The organism is Atopococcus tabaci DSM 17538 (genome assembly GCF_000429585.1).
GTDB lineage: Bacteria > Bacillota > Bacilli > Lactobacillales > Carnobacteriaceae_A > Atopococcus > Atopococcus tabaci.
On the sequence record NZ_AUCD01000010.1, the window covers coordinates 1 to 18,316 of the forward strand.

The 18,316-nt window shown below is 47.1% G+C and carries 15 protein-coding genes; 12 read left to right on the plus strand and 3 right to left on the minus strand.

The annotated features are described in order from the left end of the window. Positions 1-305 precede the first annotated feature (305 nt). From G470_RS0102760 to G470_RS12505, 8 genes are all read left to right on the plus strand, one after another. Entirely contained in the window at positions 306-503 is a 198-nt protein-coding gene (locus G470_RS0102760) for a DUF1146 family protein (RefSeq protein ID WP_276202773.1), read from the plus strand. Positions 504-714: 211 nt separating this feature from the next. Beyond that, on the plus strand, positions 715-2,028 hold the full coding sequence (murA, locus tag G470_RS0102765) for a UDP-N-acetylglucosamine 1-carboxyvinyltransferase (RefSeq protein ID WP_028273497.1): 1,314 nt from the start codon (positions 715-717) through the stop codon (positions 2,026-2,028). A gap of 216 nt (positions 2,029-2,244) precedes the next feature. Next, entirely contained in the window at positions 2,245-3,237 is a 993-nt protein-coding gene (mreB, locus tag G470_RS0102770) for a rod shape-determining protein (RefSeq protein WP_028273498.1), read from the plus strand. A gap of 15 nt (positions 3,238-3,252) precedes the next feature. Beyond that, entirely contained in the window at positions 3,253-3,444 is a 192-nt protein-coding gene (locus G470_RS0102775) for a DNA-directed RNA polymerase subunit beta (protein ID WP_035444940.1), read from the plus strand. Between the two features lie 121 nt (positions 3,445-3,565). Continuing rightward, a complete protein-coding gene (locus G470_RS0102780; protein WP_028273500.1) occupies positions 3,566-3,907 on the plus strand; it encodes a single-stranded DNA-binding protein in 342 nt (113 codons plus the stop codon). A 170-nt stretch (positions 3,908-4,077) separates the two neighbouring features. Further along, on the plus strand, positions 4,078-4,791 hold the full coding sequence (locus tag G470_RS0102785; RefSeq protein WP_028273501.1) for a response regulator transcription factor: 714 nt from the start codon (positions 4,078-4,080) through the stop codon (positions 4,789-4,791). Then, complete coding sequence (locus tag G470_RS0102790) at positions 4,788-6,212, plus strand: sensor histidine kinase (RefSeq protein WP_084172052.1); 1,425 nt, start codon at positions 4,788-4,790, stop codon at positions 6,210-6,212. Before G470_RS0102785 ends, G470_RS0102790 begins: the two co-directional genes overlap by 4 nt. A 114-nt stretch (positions 6,213-6,326) precedes the next feature. After that, positions 6,327-6,923: a dienelactone hydrolase family protein gene (locus tag G470_RS12505; protein ID WP_169720318.1), complete on the plus strand. Its 597-nt coding sequence runs from the start codon at positions 6,327-6,329 to the stop codon at positions 6,921-6,923. 35 nt (positions 6,924-6,958) lie between these two features. On the opposite strand, the gene G470_RS13745 is transcribed toward G470_RS12505, so the two are convergent. The 3 genes from G470_RS13745 to G470_RS0102810 form a co-directional block, all read right to left on the minus strand. Further along, complete coding sequence (locus G470_RS13745) at positions 6,959-7,531, minus strand: hypothetical protein (RefSeq protein WP_156907915.1); 573 nt, start codon at positions 7,529-7,531, stop codon at positions 6,959-6,961. 18 nt (positions 7,532-7,549) lie between these two features. After that, positions 7,550-8,266, minus strand: coding sequence for a hypothetical protein (locus tag G470_RS0102805; RefSeq protein ID WP_028273504.1), 717 nt, complete (start codon positions 8,264-8,266; stop codon positions 7,550-7,552). A 215-nt stretch (positions 8,267-8,481) separates the two neighbouring features. Further along, on the minus strand, positions 8,482-10,662 hold the full coding sequence (locus G470_RS0102810; RefSeq protein WP_028273505.1) for an LTA synthase family protein: 2,181 nt from the start codon (positions 10,660-10,662) through the stop codon (positions 8,482-8,484). A 272-nt stretch (positions 10,663-10,934) separates the two neighbouring features. On the opposite strand from G470_RS0102810, the gene G470_RS0102815 reads away from it, so the two are divergent. The 4 genes from G470_RS0102815 (at position 10,935) to G470_RS13750 (ending at position 18,302) form a co-directional block, all read left to right on the plus strand. Beyond that, entirely contained in the window at positions 10,935-12,113 is a 1,179-nt protein-coding gene (locus G470_RS0102815; protein WP_028273506.1) for a class I SAM-dependent rRNA methyltransferase, read from the plus strand. A gap of 118 nt (positions 12,114-12,231) precedes the next feature. Then, positions 12,232-13,605: an APC family permease gene (locus G470_RS0102820; protein ID WP_035444942.1), complete on the plus strand. Its 1,374-nt coding sequence runs from the start codon at positions 12,232-12,234 to the stop codon at positions 13,603-13,605. 169 nt (positions 13,606-13,774) lie between these two features. Continuing rightward, entirely contained in the window at positions 13,775-14,476 is a 702-nt protein-coding gene (locus tag G470_RS0102825) for an ABC transporter ATP-binding protein (protein WP_028273508.1), read from the plus strand. A gap of 19 nt (positions 14,477-14,495) precedes the next feature. Continuing rightward, positions 14,496-18,302 carry an FtsX-like permease family protein gene (locus tag G470_RS13750; RefSeq protein ID WP_051258383.1) on the plus strand — a complete coding sequence of 1,269 codons (3,807 nt, stop codon included), beginning with the start codon at positions 14,496-14,498 and terminating at the stop codon, positions 18,300-18,302. Positions 18,303-18,316: the final 14 nt, after the last annotated feature.

Sequence of the window (18,316 nt, forward strand, 5' to 3'; positions counted from 1 at the left end):
CGACATGTATGGTGCACTCTCCTTAGCTTTGGTAGGTTAATTTGAGTGTATCATAACATGTCTTTTTTCTGTCTCGCTTAATTATACAATCCACGTAAGATAAAATTGTGCAAAACCGATTCTGCACGGAGAAAAGAAAGCGAAATCATTAACAAAATAATGAGAAAACAAAACAATTTTATAATGTAATCGCTTGCTCTGAACTCTATAGATGTATCAAAAACAACTTTTGTGATAATATTATTCAAGGGAGAGGAGAAAAAGAGCAAATGACTTATATTGGTGTGCAATCAGTTATTGAACTAATGTCCCATTTCTTTTTTATTTTCATGACGTTTTGGGCAATGAAAGGTTTGCGGACGGATGTTTGGTTGAAGAAGAACCATATTCCGCAAGGCCGTATTCTGTATTTGTTCATTTCAATTGCCATGGGATACACAGTAAGCAATTTTTTCATAGATTTGATTTTATCCTCTCAAAATCTTCTCTACCTTTTTGGATAAGAAACAACTCAGTGGTTCTTATCCAAAAAGGCTTAAAAAAAACATCAAAAAGTATTTAGAAAAATGACGCAATGTTATGATAGACAAATGATCGAAACAATAAACGACTAAAAAATTCATAGACCCCATGCAAGGACTTACTTATACCGAGCCGCAAATGGCCATTGCTGTGTTGCCCCTTGCCTGGACAGGAAAATTTGGAGGAAATGTAATGGAAAAAATAATCGTTCGTGGCGGAAAGAGATTGTCCGGCACAGTCGTTGCTGAAGGCGCGAAGAATGCTGCGCTGCCTATCTTAGCAGCCAGCATTTTAGCGAGCAAAGGAAAGACGCATTTAAAGAATGTTCCCAGCTTAGCCGACGTATTTACAATGGAAAAAGTTTTGGGACACCTCAACATGGATGTGGCATACAGACCGGAACAAAAAGAAATGGTGTTGGATGCAGAATCTGAATTGGAGTCTGACACTCCGTTTGAATTCATGAGTAAAATGAGAGCCTCAATTGTTGTCATGGGTCCTTTGTTGGCTAGAACGGGACGTGCGAAAGTGGCGATGCCGGGTGGATGTGCAATTGGTTCTCGACCAATTGACTTGCACTTGAAAGGTTTTGAAGCCATGGGCGTAGAAATCCGCATGGAAAAAGGGCACATTGAAGCTGTTGCAGACAAACTGCACGGTGCACGGATTTACTTGGACTTCCCAAGTGTCGGGGCAACTGAAAACATTATGATGGCAGCGACATTGGCAGAAGGCGTTACAGTGATGGAAAACGTCGCACGTGAGCCTGAAATCGTAGACTTGGCAAATTACTTGAACCGAATGGGTGCGAAAATCGTTGGTGCAGGAACTGAAACGATTCGTATCGAAGGTGTGAAAGAATTGGTCGGAGTCACTCATTCCATCATTCCAGACCGAATCGAAACCGGCACATTCATGGTGGCAGCTGCCATCACTCAAGGAGATGTCTTCCTTAAAGACTGTGTGATGGATCACAACAAACCATTGATTTCTAAATTGACCGAAATGGGCGTCACGTTTACTGAAATGAACGACGGAGTGAGAGTTCAAGGACCTGAAGTCTTGAAAGCGACAGATGTAAAAACCATGCCTCATCCAGGCTTCCCAACCGATATGCAAGCGCAAATGACCATTGCCCAATTGGCGGCACACGGTACGAGTGTGATGAAAGAAACGGTCTTCGAAAACCGATTCATGCACTTGGAAGAGCTGAGAAGAATGAACGCAGATGTGGACATCGATGGACAAACAGCCATCATTCACGGAAACAAAACTCTTCAAGGCGCAGAAGTAGCTTCCAGCGATTTGCGTGCATCCGCAGCATTGATCTTGGCAGGTCTGATTGCAGACGGCTATACACGAGTAACGAACTTATCTCATTTAGATCGCGGCTATTATAAATTCCATGAGAAATTGCAGGCGTTAGGAGCAGATATTGAACGCATCAACGAAGACGGCACAACAACTTCGGCTTCCCAAGATTACGCAGCACTTTTCTCCAATTAATATCTAGCCATCATTTATTTCAGAAAAGAGCGTATACTGGACGATTCGGTATTGCTCTTTTTTTCTTTATTAAGTAAGATAGTACAAGTGAGTTTTATAAATTAACCATTATTTACCATAAAAAAATGATTTACTTAAAGCATGACCCAGTGCCATCAAACACATATTCCATAGTGAAAACATAGAGGTAGAATGATAGTAGGAGGATACAAACACATGGCAAAAGATATTGGGATTGACTTAGGAACTGCTAACGTATTGATCTATGTAAAAGGAAAAGGAATCGTTTTGAACGAACCTTCCGTTGTCGCGATTGATACAAAGAACAATGACGTGCTCGCTGTTGGAGAAGAAGCATACTTAATGGTCGGCCGTACACCGGGACACATCCGTTCTGTTCGTCCGCTTGAGGGTGGGGTCATCGCTGACTTTGACATCACCGAAGCTATGTTGACCCATTTTATCGACAAATTGAATGTTAAAGGTTTCTTATCTAAACCGAACATTTTGATTTGCTGCCCGACCAACATCACTGCAATCGAACAAAAAGCGATCATCGAAGCAGCTGAAAAGAGCGGCGGGAAAAACGTGTTTTTGGAAGAAGAACCAAAAGTTGCGGCAATCGGAGCCGGCATGGATATCTTCCAACCAAGCGGAAACATGGTCATCGATATGGGCGGCGGAACAACCGATATCGCAGTACTTTCCATGGGTGGCGTTGTTACCAGCCGGTCATTGAAAGTTGCGGGTGTGGTATTGGATAACGATATCATCCAGTACGTGAAGAAAAAACACAACTTGATGATCGGGGAACGCACAGCTGAAGAAATCAAGAAAGAAATCGGCACGACATATAATAGAGACGACAACAAGACAATGGACGTCCGTGGACGCGACATGGTCAGTGGTCTTCCACGCACCATCACTATTTCTTCAGCTGAAATCTACGAAGCAACAAAAGAAACAATGAGTCAAATCGTTCAACAGGCAAAAGACGTGTTGGAGCAAACCCCACCTGAATTGTCCGCAGACATCATCGACCACGGCATCATTCTTACCGGCGGCGGTGCATTGTTGGACGGCATCGACCAATTGTTTGCTGATGAATTGAAGGTTCCAGTCTTTATCGCAGAAAACCCGCTTGATTCTGTCGCTTTAGGAACCGGCATCCTTTTGGAAACCATCGCGAAGAAAAAAAGACGTTATTAATTTGGAGGCGACCTGATGACAGCAAGAGAAATCATCCGCAGCATGTTTAGTTTTTTGTTCAAAGTGGTTCTTGTTCTCTTACTCATTGTTGTGATGTTTGTCATTGGGACGATGGTAGGATACGGCGTCATCGGTGGAGGAGACCCAATGGCCGTTTTTGAACCGGATATTTGGGAACACCTGCTGGGGTACTTTGTCCGACCATAATAAAAAAGTTTTATTTTGAAGCATCCGTTTCATTTGAGCGGGTGCTTTATTTGTATTTAAAAAACGAAAACTCTCCTATTTTGCGTATGTTATAAGTAAGCACATGTTAAGGAGGGATGTTATGAATCAATTGGCATTGATTGGACGAATTGTCCGGGATGTGGAAGTTCGGAGGACAGCTGAAGGCAGACACGTGCTGAACAATACGCTCGCCGTCCAGCGGCGCTTCAAAACAGATTCCGGCCCGCAAACAGACTTTATCCCCTTCACCGTTTGGGGAAAGACAGCAGAATTGATGTCCAAATACTGTCAAAAAGGGCATCTGGTTGGGTTGTCCGGCCGCATTCAATCGCGTTCGTATCTTGATAAGCACAACGAAACGGTCTATGTGGTCGAAATGATTGCCGATGAAGTGCAATTTCTGCAGCCCAAGTCAGAAGAGAGCTATGCAAGAATGCGATAACGACGAAAAGCGAACCATGTACAAAGCGTGGTTCGCTTTTTGTCTTCACTAAACGTTCATGAACTAGGCATTTTTTTAGTTTAAATCGTGAAGATTCTGCTTCCATCTTTAGGAAATACACAGAAAGACGTATAATAAGAATGAGTGAAGAAAGATGGAAGGAGAAAACAATGAATTTATTGATGATAGAAGACAACCAATCTGTCTGCGAAATGATTGAAATGTTTTTCATGAAAGAAGAATGGGATGCCACTTTCAAGTATGACGGGGAAGAGGGACTGCAAGCTTTCATGGATGCACCGGACAAATGGGATATGATCATCTTAGATTTGATGCTTCCAAAAATGGACGGAATGGAAGTGTGTCGGGCAATTCGTAAAAAATCAAAAACTGTCCCAATCATCATGCTCACGGCACGGGACACCGAAAGCGACCAAGTCATCGGATTGGAAATGGGGGCGGACGACTATGTAACCAAACCTTTCAGCCCTTTGACGTTGATTGCCCGCATCAAAGCGTTGCACCGCCGCGTGGAACTATTAGGCGGAAGAAGCGAAGAAGAACAATCACATTACGAAATTGAAACCAAACATTTGAAAATAGACCGCAAGACCCGGGAGACCATTTTGTACGAAAAACCGCTGGAAGGGTTGACTCCGAAAGAGTTTGATTTGTTGTATACAATGGCCAGCAATCCAAAACAAGTCTTCTCACGGGAGCAGCTGCTCCAAATTGTCTGGGATTACGAGTACTTTGGAGATGAGCGAACCGTTGACGCCCACATCAAAAAACTCCGTCAAAAAATCGACGTCAACGGACCGCAAGTCATCCATACCGTCTGGGGAGTCGGATACAAATTTGACGATTCCGAGATTGAACAATGAGACTGCCTTATTTTTATCAGCAAGTGCTGGGTTTCTTATCGGTCATCCTGGTGCTGTTATTGATCACGGGATTGTCCCTGCTTCGGTTTTCCCGTACCTCTGCGTTGAATGACACGGAAGAGACGTTGTTCGCTTATGGGGAAGCATTGGTGGAAGGGAACTTGAAACTGGAACAGTTGAATTACGCACAAGATCTCCTGGACAACCAAGGCATCGACCTGGCAATCTTCGATAACGAAGGGGAACGGGTGTACCCATTGGAATCCACGCAGCCGGCTCCTTATTTGTCCGAAGAAAGCAAAGAGCAATTGCGCAGAGGCCAACGATTGAGCTTGACCATCCAAGAACAGGATTTACACGGAAACGAGCGAGAGACGGCGTTGGTGTACCTGCCGTTTTTCAGCCAGGAAACAAGTGCCTACGCAGGATATGTCGCTGTCAGTGCCCCGGTCAGTTGGATCGATGAAGAAATGCAGGACCTGCAGAGCAACTTGCTGTATGCATTTCTCTTCTCCAGTCTGGGGGCTTTGGTCATCAGCTTGGTGTTTGCTTCTTATCAAGTCAACCGTGTCAACCAATTGCGAAAAGCCGCCCACCAAGTCACTTCCGGAAATTTTGACATCCGACTGGATCATAAAGAACGAGATGAAGTGGATGATTTGATAGAAGACTTCAACACAATGGTGGCTGCGTTGAAAGATTACAACCAGGAAGTCGCTCGACAGGAAGAACGACGCAAAGACTTCATGGCAGATGCTGCACATGAAATGCGGACCCCTTTGACCACCATCAACGGCTTATTGGAAGGATTGGAGTACGATGTGATTCCTGAAGAACAAAAACACCGCAGCATCAAACTGATGCAAAAAGAAACGAGAAGGCTCATCCGACTGGTCAATGAAAACTTGGATTATGAAAACATCCGGTCCAACCGCATAGTGTTGAACAAACAAGAGTTTCAGGTAAAAGAAGTGGTGGAATCAGTAACCGAACAGCTCCGGGAAAGCGCGGAGGAATCCCACAACCGCCTGCAAGTGGACGTGGAAGAGGACGTAATGGTTTACGCTGACTACGATCGGTTCACACAAATCTTGGTGAACTTGGTCAGAAATGCCGTTCAATTCACTGAAAACGGCCTGATTCAAGTTCACGCCCACGTCGAAGAAGGAAACACGGTTGTGACGGTATCTGACAACGGAATTGGGATGACAGAAGAACAGAAGACAAACATGTGGGAACGGTATTACAAAGCGGATTTATCCCGTACAAACAAGAAATACGGGGAATCAGGTCTGGGTATGGCGATTGTCCAACAGCTGGTTCGTCTCCACGGAGCGTCCATCCATGTGGACAGCAAACCGAATGAAGGCACGTCTTTCACCTTGACATTCCCCCACCAGCCGCTGGATACAGAAGAATAAAATGAAAAGCTGTTCTGAACGCAACTTGCTATGCGTCAGGACAGCTTTTTTAATGGATTTTTTTTATACTGGGGATGAAGATTTGAGGCATTTAAGAAGGGTGAGGTGGATGAAATGACTCCTAAAATCATCGTTTATCATTCGGTGTTGGGCATTCGACAAGGAGAAAAGAACTTGGCGGAACGAATGAGAAAATTGGGATTCGAAGTCATCGTGCAAGATTTGTATGAAGGGAAAGTGTTTGACGACTACGAGAGCGGGTTGGCATTGTTCGAAGAAATGGGCGTCATGGGTCTTGTGGCTCAAGCTCAAAAAGGGCTGGAAGGAATGGAAGGTCCTGTCATTTTTTCCGGATTTTCAAACGGCGGAGCATTGGCGGAGGTCATGACTCTACAGTATCCGCAAACGGTCGGCTGCCTTCTCTTCCATGCCGCGCTTCCGGTCGAAGAAATAGGGGCTGCTGAATGGCCGAAAGAGGTGCCGGTCCAAGTCCATTACGCGGACAAAGACCCTTGGCGGGAAGAAGAGTACATTGAGACGTTTTTGGAGCAAGTGGCGGCATCTGGGGCACCGGTTGCGTTCCACGAGTACCACACGAAAGGACACTTATTTACCGATCCGACACTGCCGGATGAGTACAATGAAAAAGCAGCGGAAGAACTGTACAGGCATGTCACTCAATTTCTTAACCTCTTTGCCGGAAACGAGTGAAACTAAAAAAGAATTGAGCGGCTCCTATAGAGCGCTCAATTCTTTTGGTTAAAAACCGTGGACAATTCTTCCAACGCATCCAGTTCTTTGTCCGCGAAAGGAGCGGCTGCCGACTCATCTCCCAAGACAATCAGGATAAGCGGTGTTTCTTTGGCGGAGGTGCGGAATAACTGTACCCAATCCTGTCGCTCTTCTTTTGGCAGTTCCCAAAGCCAGCGGTCAATCACAAGAAAGTCTCTGTCACACAATTGGTTTAATACCCATTGAAGCCGCAAAGAAAGAGCAGGCGGAAGGGAATCGAAAGATTGATCCAATGTGTCTTCTGAAAGATCCAAGGGCGTCACTGCGTCTTCGACCATCAAATCGATTTTTCGGTGTTTGGGGTGTGCTTTTGATGCGAACAGGTAAAAGTTTTCTCTGACAGTCAAATAAGGCACCACCACAGCATTTTTCTGAAGAGTGCCGGGAAAATGGTGCGTGAGGCTGGCTACATAGTTAACCGTTTGTTCAATGGACAGCGCTGCATCTTTAAGCAAATAGATGCCTCCGGTATGCGGAGGGCGAATCCGGGATGAATGATGGGTTGAATAATTGCGTAACATAGTCAATACGTCGTCTCCTTGTTTCTATGCCTGGTGCATCCGTACAGATTTCCACTTCAAAAGCAAACTATGGAAAAGGAAAGAACTGGAACCAAATACGAAAAGTCCTTCCAATATCTGTCCCCATAAACGCTTTTGGATGACAGTAATGAGTTTAGGGCTCACTGTTTCATACATATACATGGAATGAATGGTTCGCGGTGTAAACGGGCCGCCCGCCTCCAGCACTTCCTTGGGCGAATCCATTTCCTGCATCACCTCTAACTCTGAAAAAAAGGTGGTCGGTTGAATCAATGTTTTCTCCCATTCCGTCAACAAGTCCATCAAAGGACGTGAAAAGAGAACAACCAAGACAAAACAGATGGAGGCGCTGATGGTCAACAACATCAATTGCTCGATCACCAACTGGATGGACAAAGAAAAGATGTTTTCACCCATCAACAAATAATTGCGGAATTCGCGTCTTCTAAAATAATGAATGAACAGATGGATGAAGAAAAACAAGCCGATTCCAATCATGGAAAAGAGGCAGAAAATCTGTGTAAAGGTTGCTTCGTAGTGTTCCAGTGTACGGAGAAATGCCGGCGCTTCAAGATAAATAGTCAAGTGCTTGTTGCTGGACGGATCGGTAAACCATCCATGCACTTGAAGAAAAGAAAGGGAAAACTTCAACGCGGCAACTGAAAGCAGCAGACCGATGGCAGTTAAGACGAAATAAAATGAAAAAAGGGAACCATTCAAAAAAGGATATGCCTTTAACCCTTTAAATGCTCGTTTGAGTAAAAAAATTGCCTGTCACTTCCTTTAGATGAAATCCCATTTCCTGTGTATAAAGTATTGTATAAGAAGAATTTGAATAATTGGTGAAGAAAACGGAAAAAGAGGACGAATCCTGAAGGCATCAAAAAAGCCCGCTCTCCTTCGCGGTTACGAAAGGAAAGCGGGCGTTGAGGTTCTTAGGATTGTTCGTCATCCGTATCGGTTTCGGTTGTTTGGCTTGTATCCGTATTTTCTTCGGATTCTTCGGAATGTTTAGATTCCATTAATTCGGCCAATTCTTCTTCCGTCATCAGTTCCGGTGCATTTGTCTCGTACAAATCAGCAGTGGATTGACCGCCGTTTTGTTCGATGAGACTGGTTTCTTTGTTTTCTTCGTTTTGAAGGACCGGCAGCTGTTCGGAGTAGAGATAATCCATCTCTTTTTCGTCTTCTAATCCTTCAGGAGTATAGAAGCGTAAGAGGTCTTTCATCAAGACACTGTCGGAAGCGCTCAACTGTTTGTTGGCTTCTTCTCTGATGGCTTCGATTTCCGCTTCTTCTTCCGGGCTGATGTCTTCCAGAAGTTCACCGGAATCTGTGTCGTACACCGATGAACCAAGGATGGTGTATTTCGGTGTAATCACATTCCCGTTACGAAGTGGGACCATTTCTGCATGGTTGGAAGAGAACAGGTCCGACCCCATCAAAATGTAGTCTTTTGTTTCCACGCCCAACAAGTGAAGAATCGTCGGCATGACGTCTGTTTGTCCGCCGTACGTTTCATGCACTTGTCCGTCAGTCACGCCTGGAATGTGGATGATCAGCGGTACGCGCTGCAACATGGTATTGTCGTATCCATTCCACGTTTCAGGATCTTTGTCCAAGAGCGGCGCCAATGTTTTGTTGCGGGCGTTGGAGATTCCGTAGTGGTCGCCATACAAGACGATCATGGAGTTCTCATACAGACCGGATTCTTTCAAGTAAGTGAAAAATTCTTCGATTGCTTCGTCCATATAGTGAGCAGTGACGAAGAAGTTGTTGATCGTTTCGTCAGATGTGTTTGCAGCCGGGATGTCCGCATTCGCTTCGTCCAAAGGATATGGGAAGTGGTGGGTAACCGGCATGAATTTTGTGTAGAACGGCTGTGGCAATTGTTCCAAATATTTCGCGGACTCTTGATAGAACAACTTGTCTTTCAAGCCATATTCCATCGTCCGTCCATCAGACATGTCGTAGTACTGGGCATCAAAGAAGTAATCAATGCCAAATGATTCATACGTGTTGGTTCGGTTCCAGAAAGAGCCGACGTTTCCGTGGAATACCGCAGATGTATATCCACCTTCGTTTTCCAAGATTTTAGAAGTGGAGTGGAAGGTGTTCTCTCCACCCAGCTGGGTGAATGCTCCTCCTTGCGGCAATCCGTAAAGCGAGTTTTCCACCAACATTTCCGCATCGGACGTTTTACCTTGTCCGGTTTGGTGGAAGAAGTTCTCGAAGCTGTGGGACGCTTCATCGTGGAAAAGGGAGTTCAAGAACGGGGTCACTTCATGAAGTTCGCCATTTTCGTCTTCCAATTTGTAATCAATCAAAAATTGCTGGACACTTTCCAATTCGATATAAATGACGTTGCGTCCTTCCGCAATGCCGAACATGTCTGGATTTGGTTCCGCATAGTGGGAATTCACATAATCCAACACTTGCACCATATCAGATTCTTCCGCGTTGGCTTTCATCTGATTGTTTTGGAAAGTTTGATAAGCATCATACGCTGTATAGAAGTTTAATCCCAAGTATTTGACGATGTAGTTTCGGTCGAATGTCCTTGTCAACAACTGAGGGCGGTCGCTTTCAGCCAACGTCAAGTTAGCGGAGAAGACAGCAGCACCGAGTGTGGTTGCCGCGATAGCCACACGCTTTTTCATCGGACGCGGATCGATTGGGATCCGTTTGGTCGTTACTGCCCAGACGAGCAAGGCAAAATCAAGCCAGTAGAGGACGTCCTGCAGTCTCAGCAGTGCAATGGTTGAGGCGAAAAGCCCGCCCGACACGTTGCCGGCTCCAAAGACGGTTCCCATGGTCAAAAAGTCACTGAATTCTCTATAGTAGAGAATGTTTGCGTAAAGGAGCAAAGTCAATAAGAAATAAACAACAAATAAAACGCTGTAAGCAGTTTTGGGTTTTTTAAAGTATAGCGCGACGGAAAATAAAATGACCGTCGTTGCGATTGGGTTGATGAACAAGATGAGTTCTTGCATGCCACCTGTTACGCCCAATGCAAATTCCATTTGATAGGCAATATAGGATTTCAGCCAAAACAACAGCGTGGCTGCAGAAAAGAACCCTACACGCGTACCAAGGAAGTATTTCAATCTATTCATGTCGAATAGCCTCCTGTTTTCAAAAAGTGCGTACCACATTTTACAATGTATTTACAAAAAGGTCAATTTAATCTCAATAGTCGCATGCGATTTATAAAGGAAAAACGCATTCATTGTTATTGTATTTACAATAAACTAATAAATCAATAAAAGTATCATAATTAAGTTGCATTTTTCAAACTCTTTCCTTGATAATGGAATGATGAGTCTTTATTCTTATTAATGACATGAAACGCCTTATATGAACGATGAGGCGAAAAGGAGCAAAACAATTGGAACAATTAAGAGTAAAAAAACTAGCTTCCAAACGCATCCGTCAAGGTTACCCGATGCTTGAACCATTGGATTTCATCAAGCCTCTTTCAGCAAAAGAAGGCGCCTTGGTGGAAATTGTGGACGAGAAAAGTCAATTTTTGGCTAAGGCGTACATTGGATCAGAAAACAAAGCAGTCGGTTGGGTGTTGACCAGAAAAGAAGACGAAGCAATCGACAAAGCCTTTTTCTCCCGCCTTTTTGAAAAGGCACGAGAAAAACGGGTGTCTTTTGAAGCAGATGCAACCACAACGGCTTACCGTTTCTTCAATGGAGAAGGCGACGGTCTGGGTGGTTTGACCATTGAACGCTATGAAAACTATTATGTGTTTTCTTGGTACAGCGCAGGCATCTATGCTCACCGTCAAATGATATACGAAGCGTTTGAAGAAACAATGACGAATCCGGCAGGGATTTATGAAAAACTCCGCTTCAAGACGTCTCAAGAAAGAAGCCGGTTCGTTTCGGGCAAACAAGCTCCGGAACCATTGATTGTCATGGAAAACGGCATCCGCTTTGCGGTCTACTTGGACGATGGCTTGATGACAGGGATTTTCCTGGACCAACGGAACGTCCGCGGACGGTTGATGGAAGAATACGCGGCAGGAAAAACCGTTTTGAACACCTTCAGTTACACCGGGGCGTTTTCTGTGGCTGCTGCAATGGGCGGCGCAACCCACACAACGAGTGTGGATTTGGCCAACCGCAGCCTGGAGCGTACGCGTGAACAGTTTGAAGTCAACGAGTTGAGTCCGGATGACCACACCATCCGCGTCATGGATGTCTTCAATTATTTCAACTATGCCAAACGCCATGAATTGACGTTTGATGTGGTCGTGGTGGATCCGCCGACGTTTGCCCGTTCGAAAAAGCGGACATTCAGCGTGGAGAAAGATTATGTCAGCTTGTTGGAAGACATCATCGATGTGACTGCACCCGGCGGTTTGATGGTCGTCTCCACCAACTCACGGAAGGTGACGCGGGAAGAGTTTGCCGGCTTTGTGGAAGAAGCGTTTGACAACAAAGGCCAATCGTACTCCATCGTGGAAGAACACCGGGCTCCAGAAGATTTCACGATTCATCCCGCAGTTCCGTCAAGTGATTATTTGAAAGTGTTCTTTGTCCAAAAAGAAGACTAAACAAATGAAGCGAGGGGCAGCTGCAAAAGTGCCCCGGTTTTTTGTTGACTGCATACAGCTTGCTTGAAAGAGCAGTCAACGAAAACCACCAAGTATGAAACGAGTAAGGAGACGGATGATGTCTAATCAATCCAAAGCAACACAACACAACGAACAACAAAACAACCAATTGAAACGTGTCCTGGGCGCACCGGACTTGGTGATGCTCGGACTGGGAGCCATTGTCGGGACAGGGATTTTTGTCATTCCCGGGACCGCTGCGGCCACCACCGCCGGACCGGCACTGATTTTTTCCTTTATACTGGCTGCCATTGCCTGTGTGCTGTCGGCATTGTGTTACGCCGAGTTTGCTTCGCGCATTCCTAAAGCAGGCGGGGCATACTCCTATGCGGAAACGATGTTTGGCGGAACGGTCGGCTGGTTTGTCGCTTGGCTGTTGATGGCGCAATACTTGCTGGCGAATGCGTCTGTAGCTTCCGGATGGTCGGGATACGTCAACGGCTTTCTGGATGGACTCGGTCTGGGGCTTCCTGTAGCGCTCCGGGCTTCTTATAATGCAGAAAACGGCACGTATGTCGACTTGATCGCCATCCTCATCACGTTTGCTGTCACGAGACTGGTCGTGCAGGGAGCCAAACGCGCTCTTGCCTGGAACAGTCGGATGGTCTTTGTCAAATTTTTGATTATCGGCTTGTTTGTTGCGGTGGGTGTGTTTTTCGTTGAACCCGCCAACTGGCAGCCGATTGCTCCCTATGGGATGGACGGCGTGTTGGCCGGCAGTGCCATTGTGTTCTTTGCCTTTTTAGGTTTTGACTCTGTGGCGACTGCCGCCGAAGAAGCGCGCCATCCTCAAAAGGATCTGCCAAAAGGAATCCTTGGCTCTTTAGGTATCGCCACTGTTCTCTACATTTTAGTGACGTTGGTCTTGACGGGGATGGTGCCGTACTTGGAGTTGGATGTACGCGACCCGGTATCATTTGCGATGCGGTATGCGGGCTTGGATTGGGTCGGTGCGGTGATTTCAACCGGTGCGATTCTGACGCTGTTGACAGTGTTGATTTCCATGCTGTACAGCTTCGCGCGGTTGATTTTTGTCATCAGCCGGAACGGACTGCTGCCGGATAAGCTGAGTGAAGTCCATCCGGTGAAAGAAACGCCGGCCAATGCGACACTTGTGGCAGGAACAGGAGCAGCTTTGCTCGCTGGAACGGTTCCGTTGGCTCAGCTGGCGGAGTTGGCCAATATCGTGACGCTGTTGATTTTCTTCATTATGGCAGCAGGATTGATCAAGTTGCGCAAGGAAAAAGGCGAACCGGCGGAAGGTGAATTCCGGGTGCCGCTTGTGCCGATGATTCCAATCCTTTCCATGTTGGTGTGTGCGTACTTGATGTCCCAGCTATCAGCACCTGTCTGGGTGTTGTTCTTAGGCTGGCTGTCTCTTGGAACGATTGTGTACTTTGTCTATGTCCGCCGCCAGCTCAAAGAAAATTAAACGATGGAGGCCCGATGTTCGTGCATCGGGCCTTTTTGATGCAAAGGTGCAAAAAAGTATGAAGAAAGTTGGAAATTTTTGATTTTAGTGAGAAGCAATCGTGAGTGCGGCTTCTTTGTGCTAAGATAACAAGGTGAATATTTATGAAGAGAAGGAATGAAACAAGCAGATGGCGTATATCAGCGTAATCGATGAATACAAATATTATGGAAGCGGCGATGCCCGTGTGGTCGCCAATGACGGCATGAATTTTGAAATTGAAAAAGGCGAATTCACCGTCATTGTTGGACCCAGCGGAGCGGGGAAGACAACGGTCCTGAACATTTTAGGCGGGATGGATTCCGCCGATGAAGGACAGGTCATTATAGACGGGACGGATATCGCAGATTTCAGTGAAAAACAACTGACCACGTACCGCCGCAAAGATGTGGGTTTTGTGTTCCAAAGTTACAATTTGATTCCCAACTTGACGGCAAAAGAAAACGTGGAAATGTCCGCAGAAATTTCCCCGCAGGCATTGGATGCGGAAGAAGTGTTACGGGATGTGGGATTGGGCGACCGGATGGACAATTTCCCAGCGCAGCTTTCCGGCGGCGAACAGCAGCGGGTGGCGATTGCCCGGGCGTTGGCCAAACAGCCGAAACTGTTGCTGTGTGACGAACCAACGGGAGCTCTCGATTATGAAACCGGGAAACAAGTGTTGAAGCTGCTCAATCAATCCAAAGAAACTTACGGCGCTACTGTCGTCGTCATCACCCATAACCGGGCCATCGCCCCGATGGCGGACCGTGTCATCGACATCAGCGATGCCAAAGTGCGGGAAATGACTGTAAACGAGAATCCTGTACCAGTTTCGAACATCGAATGGTAAAAGGAGGGAAGACGACAACGTGAGAAAAACAGCCTTTTGGAAAGATACATTTAGAGAAATCAAAAACACGAAGTCCCGTTTTTTGTCGATCTTCGCCATTATTTTGATGGGAGTCGCATTTTTCGCCGGTATCAGTGCCACGGGACCAAATATGTTGGAGACGGCGGATACGTATTTTACGGAACATCGGTTGATGGACAGCCAGGTTCTCTCCACGATGGGACTGGAAGAGGAAGACATTAATCTGTTGGAAAACATACCCGGCGCATCGGTTCAGTCGCACTACACGCAAGATGTGATGTTGGATGAAACCGGTCTGGTGGTGAAACTGGTCAGCTATGGCGGAAGCGAAAGCCAACAAATCAACCAATATGAAGTGATCAAAGGAAGGCTCCCGGAAAAACCAGGAGAAATCGCCCTCGATGCGGTCCAGCCACTTCAATCCCACTACCAAATCGGGGATACCATTGCACTGGAAACAGAAGACGTGTCCAACGATCCAAGCGAGAACTTGAAGACTCAGGAATTTGAAGTCGTCGGTTTTGTCAGTACGCCGCTGTATATCCAAACCGGGACCCGCGGCAATACGACCATCGGCAGCGGGTCATTGGATGGATTTGGCGTGATTGTGGAAGAAGATTTCGACATGGAAGTCAAAACCGAAGCGTACATCGTCTACGATGAGGCCCAGTCAGATTCCGCTTACACCGACCAGTACGCCGGTACAATGGAAGAAAAAACAGAAACATTGGAAGAAGCAGTCGCTCATCGCCCGGAAGAACGCAGAGAGGCCATTCGGGCGGAAGCACAGGAACAAATTGACGAAGGCGAGAAAGAGTTGGAAGACGCCCGCCAACAACTAGCCGAGGGAGAACAAGAGCTGCAAGATGCGCGCCAGCAGCTTGACGAAGGCTGGCAAGCGTACGAAAAAGGACGGGCGGAATTTGAAGGCCAGACACAACAGGCGCGCGAAGAAATCGAACAAGGAAGGCAACAGCTGGCGGAAGCGCAGGAAGAACTGGATCAAAACCGCATCCAGCTGGAAGAAGGACAACAGGAAATTGCCGACCAGCGCGCGAAGCTGGAAGTGCAAAAGCAACAGCTCCAAGTCGCCCAAGAAGGAATCGAGCAGCTCACAGCAGCCCAATCCCAGTTGAATGCCGCCCAGCAGGAAATTGACCAGCGGCGTGCCGTATTGGAAGAGCAGCGCCGACAGCTTTTGGCCGCTCAAGAAGGATTGGAACAAATCCAAGCGGCTGAGTCGCAGTTGGATGCTGCTCAGGAAAGATTGGACCAAGGACGAGCCGAGCTGGAAGAACAGAGAATCCAAGTAGGCGGAATGACCCGGGAAGATATCGAAGCCGGCCTTGCCCAAATTGAGCAGGGGCTTTCTGAATTGGACGAAAGACAACCGCAATTGGAACAACGCCGTACAGAGTTGGCAGAAAGCGCGGATGAAGAAGCGCAGCAAGAACTGGCGCAAGTCGATGCCGCGCTGGAACTGTTGGAAGAAAACCGCGCCGAATTGAAAAGCACCTTCCAACAGCTCGCCGCTGCTCAAGACGGATGGGAATTATTCGAAACCGCAGAGTCTGAGCTGGCCACTGCCCAAGAAGAACTGGACCAACAGCGCCGTCTGTTGGAAGGACAACGTCACCAGCTTGAGGGCGTCAGTCAAGAAGATATCGAATCAGGCTTGGCGCAGATTGAATTTGGAGCGGTTCAACTAGATGCTGCTCAACAAGAATTGAATCAGCAGCAGGCGCTTCTGGATGACCAACGGGAACAGTTGGGAGGTTTGGACGAAGCCGGCCTCCAAAACGCGTGGGCTCAAATGGAAGCAGGCGAATCGCAATTGGCTTCCGCTGAAGAAGAAGTCGCTATAGGTCTGCAACAGCTGGATACGGCTCAGGAGGAAATCGATGCCGGCCTGCAGCAATTGAATGAAGCTGAACAGAGGTTGGAAGAAGAAAGTGCCGCCGCAGAGGAAGAATTGGCTTCTGCCCGCGCCGAACTGGAGCAGGGAGAAGCCGATTATGAAACAGGGTTGGCGGAATTCGAAGGTCAACGTGCGGAAGCGGAAGAAGAAATGGCCCGGGCGGAAGAAGAACTGGATGACGCACGGTCTGCTTTGGATGACATCCCGCTGCCGGAATACTTTGTCTTTGACCGGACAACCAACGCCGGCTATTCCGAATACGAAGACAATGCGAACCGCATTTCGGCTATTGCCCGGATTTTTCCGGTGTTCTTCCTGTTGTTGGCCGTGCTGGTCTCGTTGACGACGATGACACGGATGGTCGATGAAGGACGGACCAATATCGGAACGATGAAAGCACTGGGGTATACCAGCAGTGAAATCATGGTCAAATACATGACGTATGCCTTGTTGGCGTCGGTGCTGGGATCCGGCATCGGGCTGTTGATCGGGTATTACATGTTCCCGATTGTCATTTTCAATGCGTTCGGCACACTGTACAACATGCCGTCGATTGAAATCAATCATTATTGGATTTACACCATCATTTCCTTGATTGGAGCCGTGTTGGCGACAGGCGGAGCAACTTGGTGGTCGGTGCGCTCCACGCTGAAAAGCAACGCCGCCGCCCTTCTCCGTCCGAAAGCCCCGAAAAAAGGGAAACGGATCCTTCTCGAACGCATGCCATTCATTTGGAAGAGATTCAGTTTCAACCAGAAAGTGTCGGCACGGAACTTGTTCCGCTACAAAGGACGCATGTTGATGACGGTCATTGGAGTGGCAGGCTGCACCGCATTGATTTTGACCGGATTCGGATTGTCGGATTCCATCAGTGATGTGGCAGGGCTGCAATTCGGGAAAATCAACCAATACGATGCCGTCGTGGCACTCAATGGCGATGCGGACGAAGAAGAAAAGGAAGCGTATGGAGAAGCAATCGCCGATCAGGCTGAGATTGAAGAAACACTGTTGGCGCGTCAAGAGAGCACGACCGGAAACCAAAGCGGCGCCAACACCCAAGACGTCACTTTATTTGTGCCGGAGAACCCGGAACAGTTGTCCCGCTTTGTCGACTTAAGGGATTTTGAAACCGGAGAGCCATATGAGCTGCCGGAACAAGGCGTATTGGCCACCCAAAAATTGATGGAGCTGTTTGATTTGTCTGTCGGCGATGAAGTCACCGTCAAAGATGCGGACAATGAGGAACGGAGCTTCAAGGTTGAAGGAATTGTAGAAAACTATTTGGGGCATACCCTTTATATGACCCCGGAAGTCTACGAACAAGCAGCCGGAACCGCACCGGAATTCAACACACAGTTGCTGACGTTTGGAGCGGAGTCGGTAGACGAAGACGAGCTGGGAAATGTGTTGACCAGCGAACCGGCCGTTTCCGGAATCTCATTTGTCTCCAATGTGGAGCGGGGATTTCAAGACACGTTGGAGAGTCTGGATGTGGTGATGATTGTGCTGATTGTATCAGCCGCCGCACTGGCCTTTATCGTGTTGTACAATTTGACTAACATCAATGTTTCCGAACGGATTCGGGAATTGTCCACCATCAAAGTTCTTGGATTCTATGACAAAGAAGTCACCATGTACATCTACCGCGAAAACTTGGTGCTGACATTGATGGGTATCGGAGCCGGATTGTTGCTGGGGCTGTTGCTGCACCAATTCGTCATCCAGACCGCTGAACAGGATATGATGATGTTCAGCCGTATCGTCAATCCAAGCAGCCACTTGTATTCAGGATTGTTGACTTTTGCATTTTCTAGCATCGTCATGATTGTCATGCACTTCAAACTGAAGAAAGTCGACATGGTCGAAGCCTTGAAAACAACGGATTAATTTAATGAAGAAAT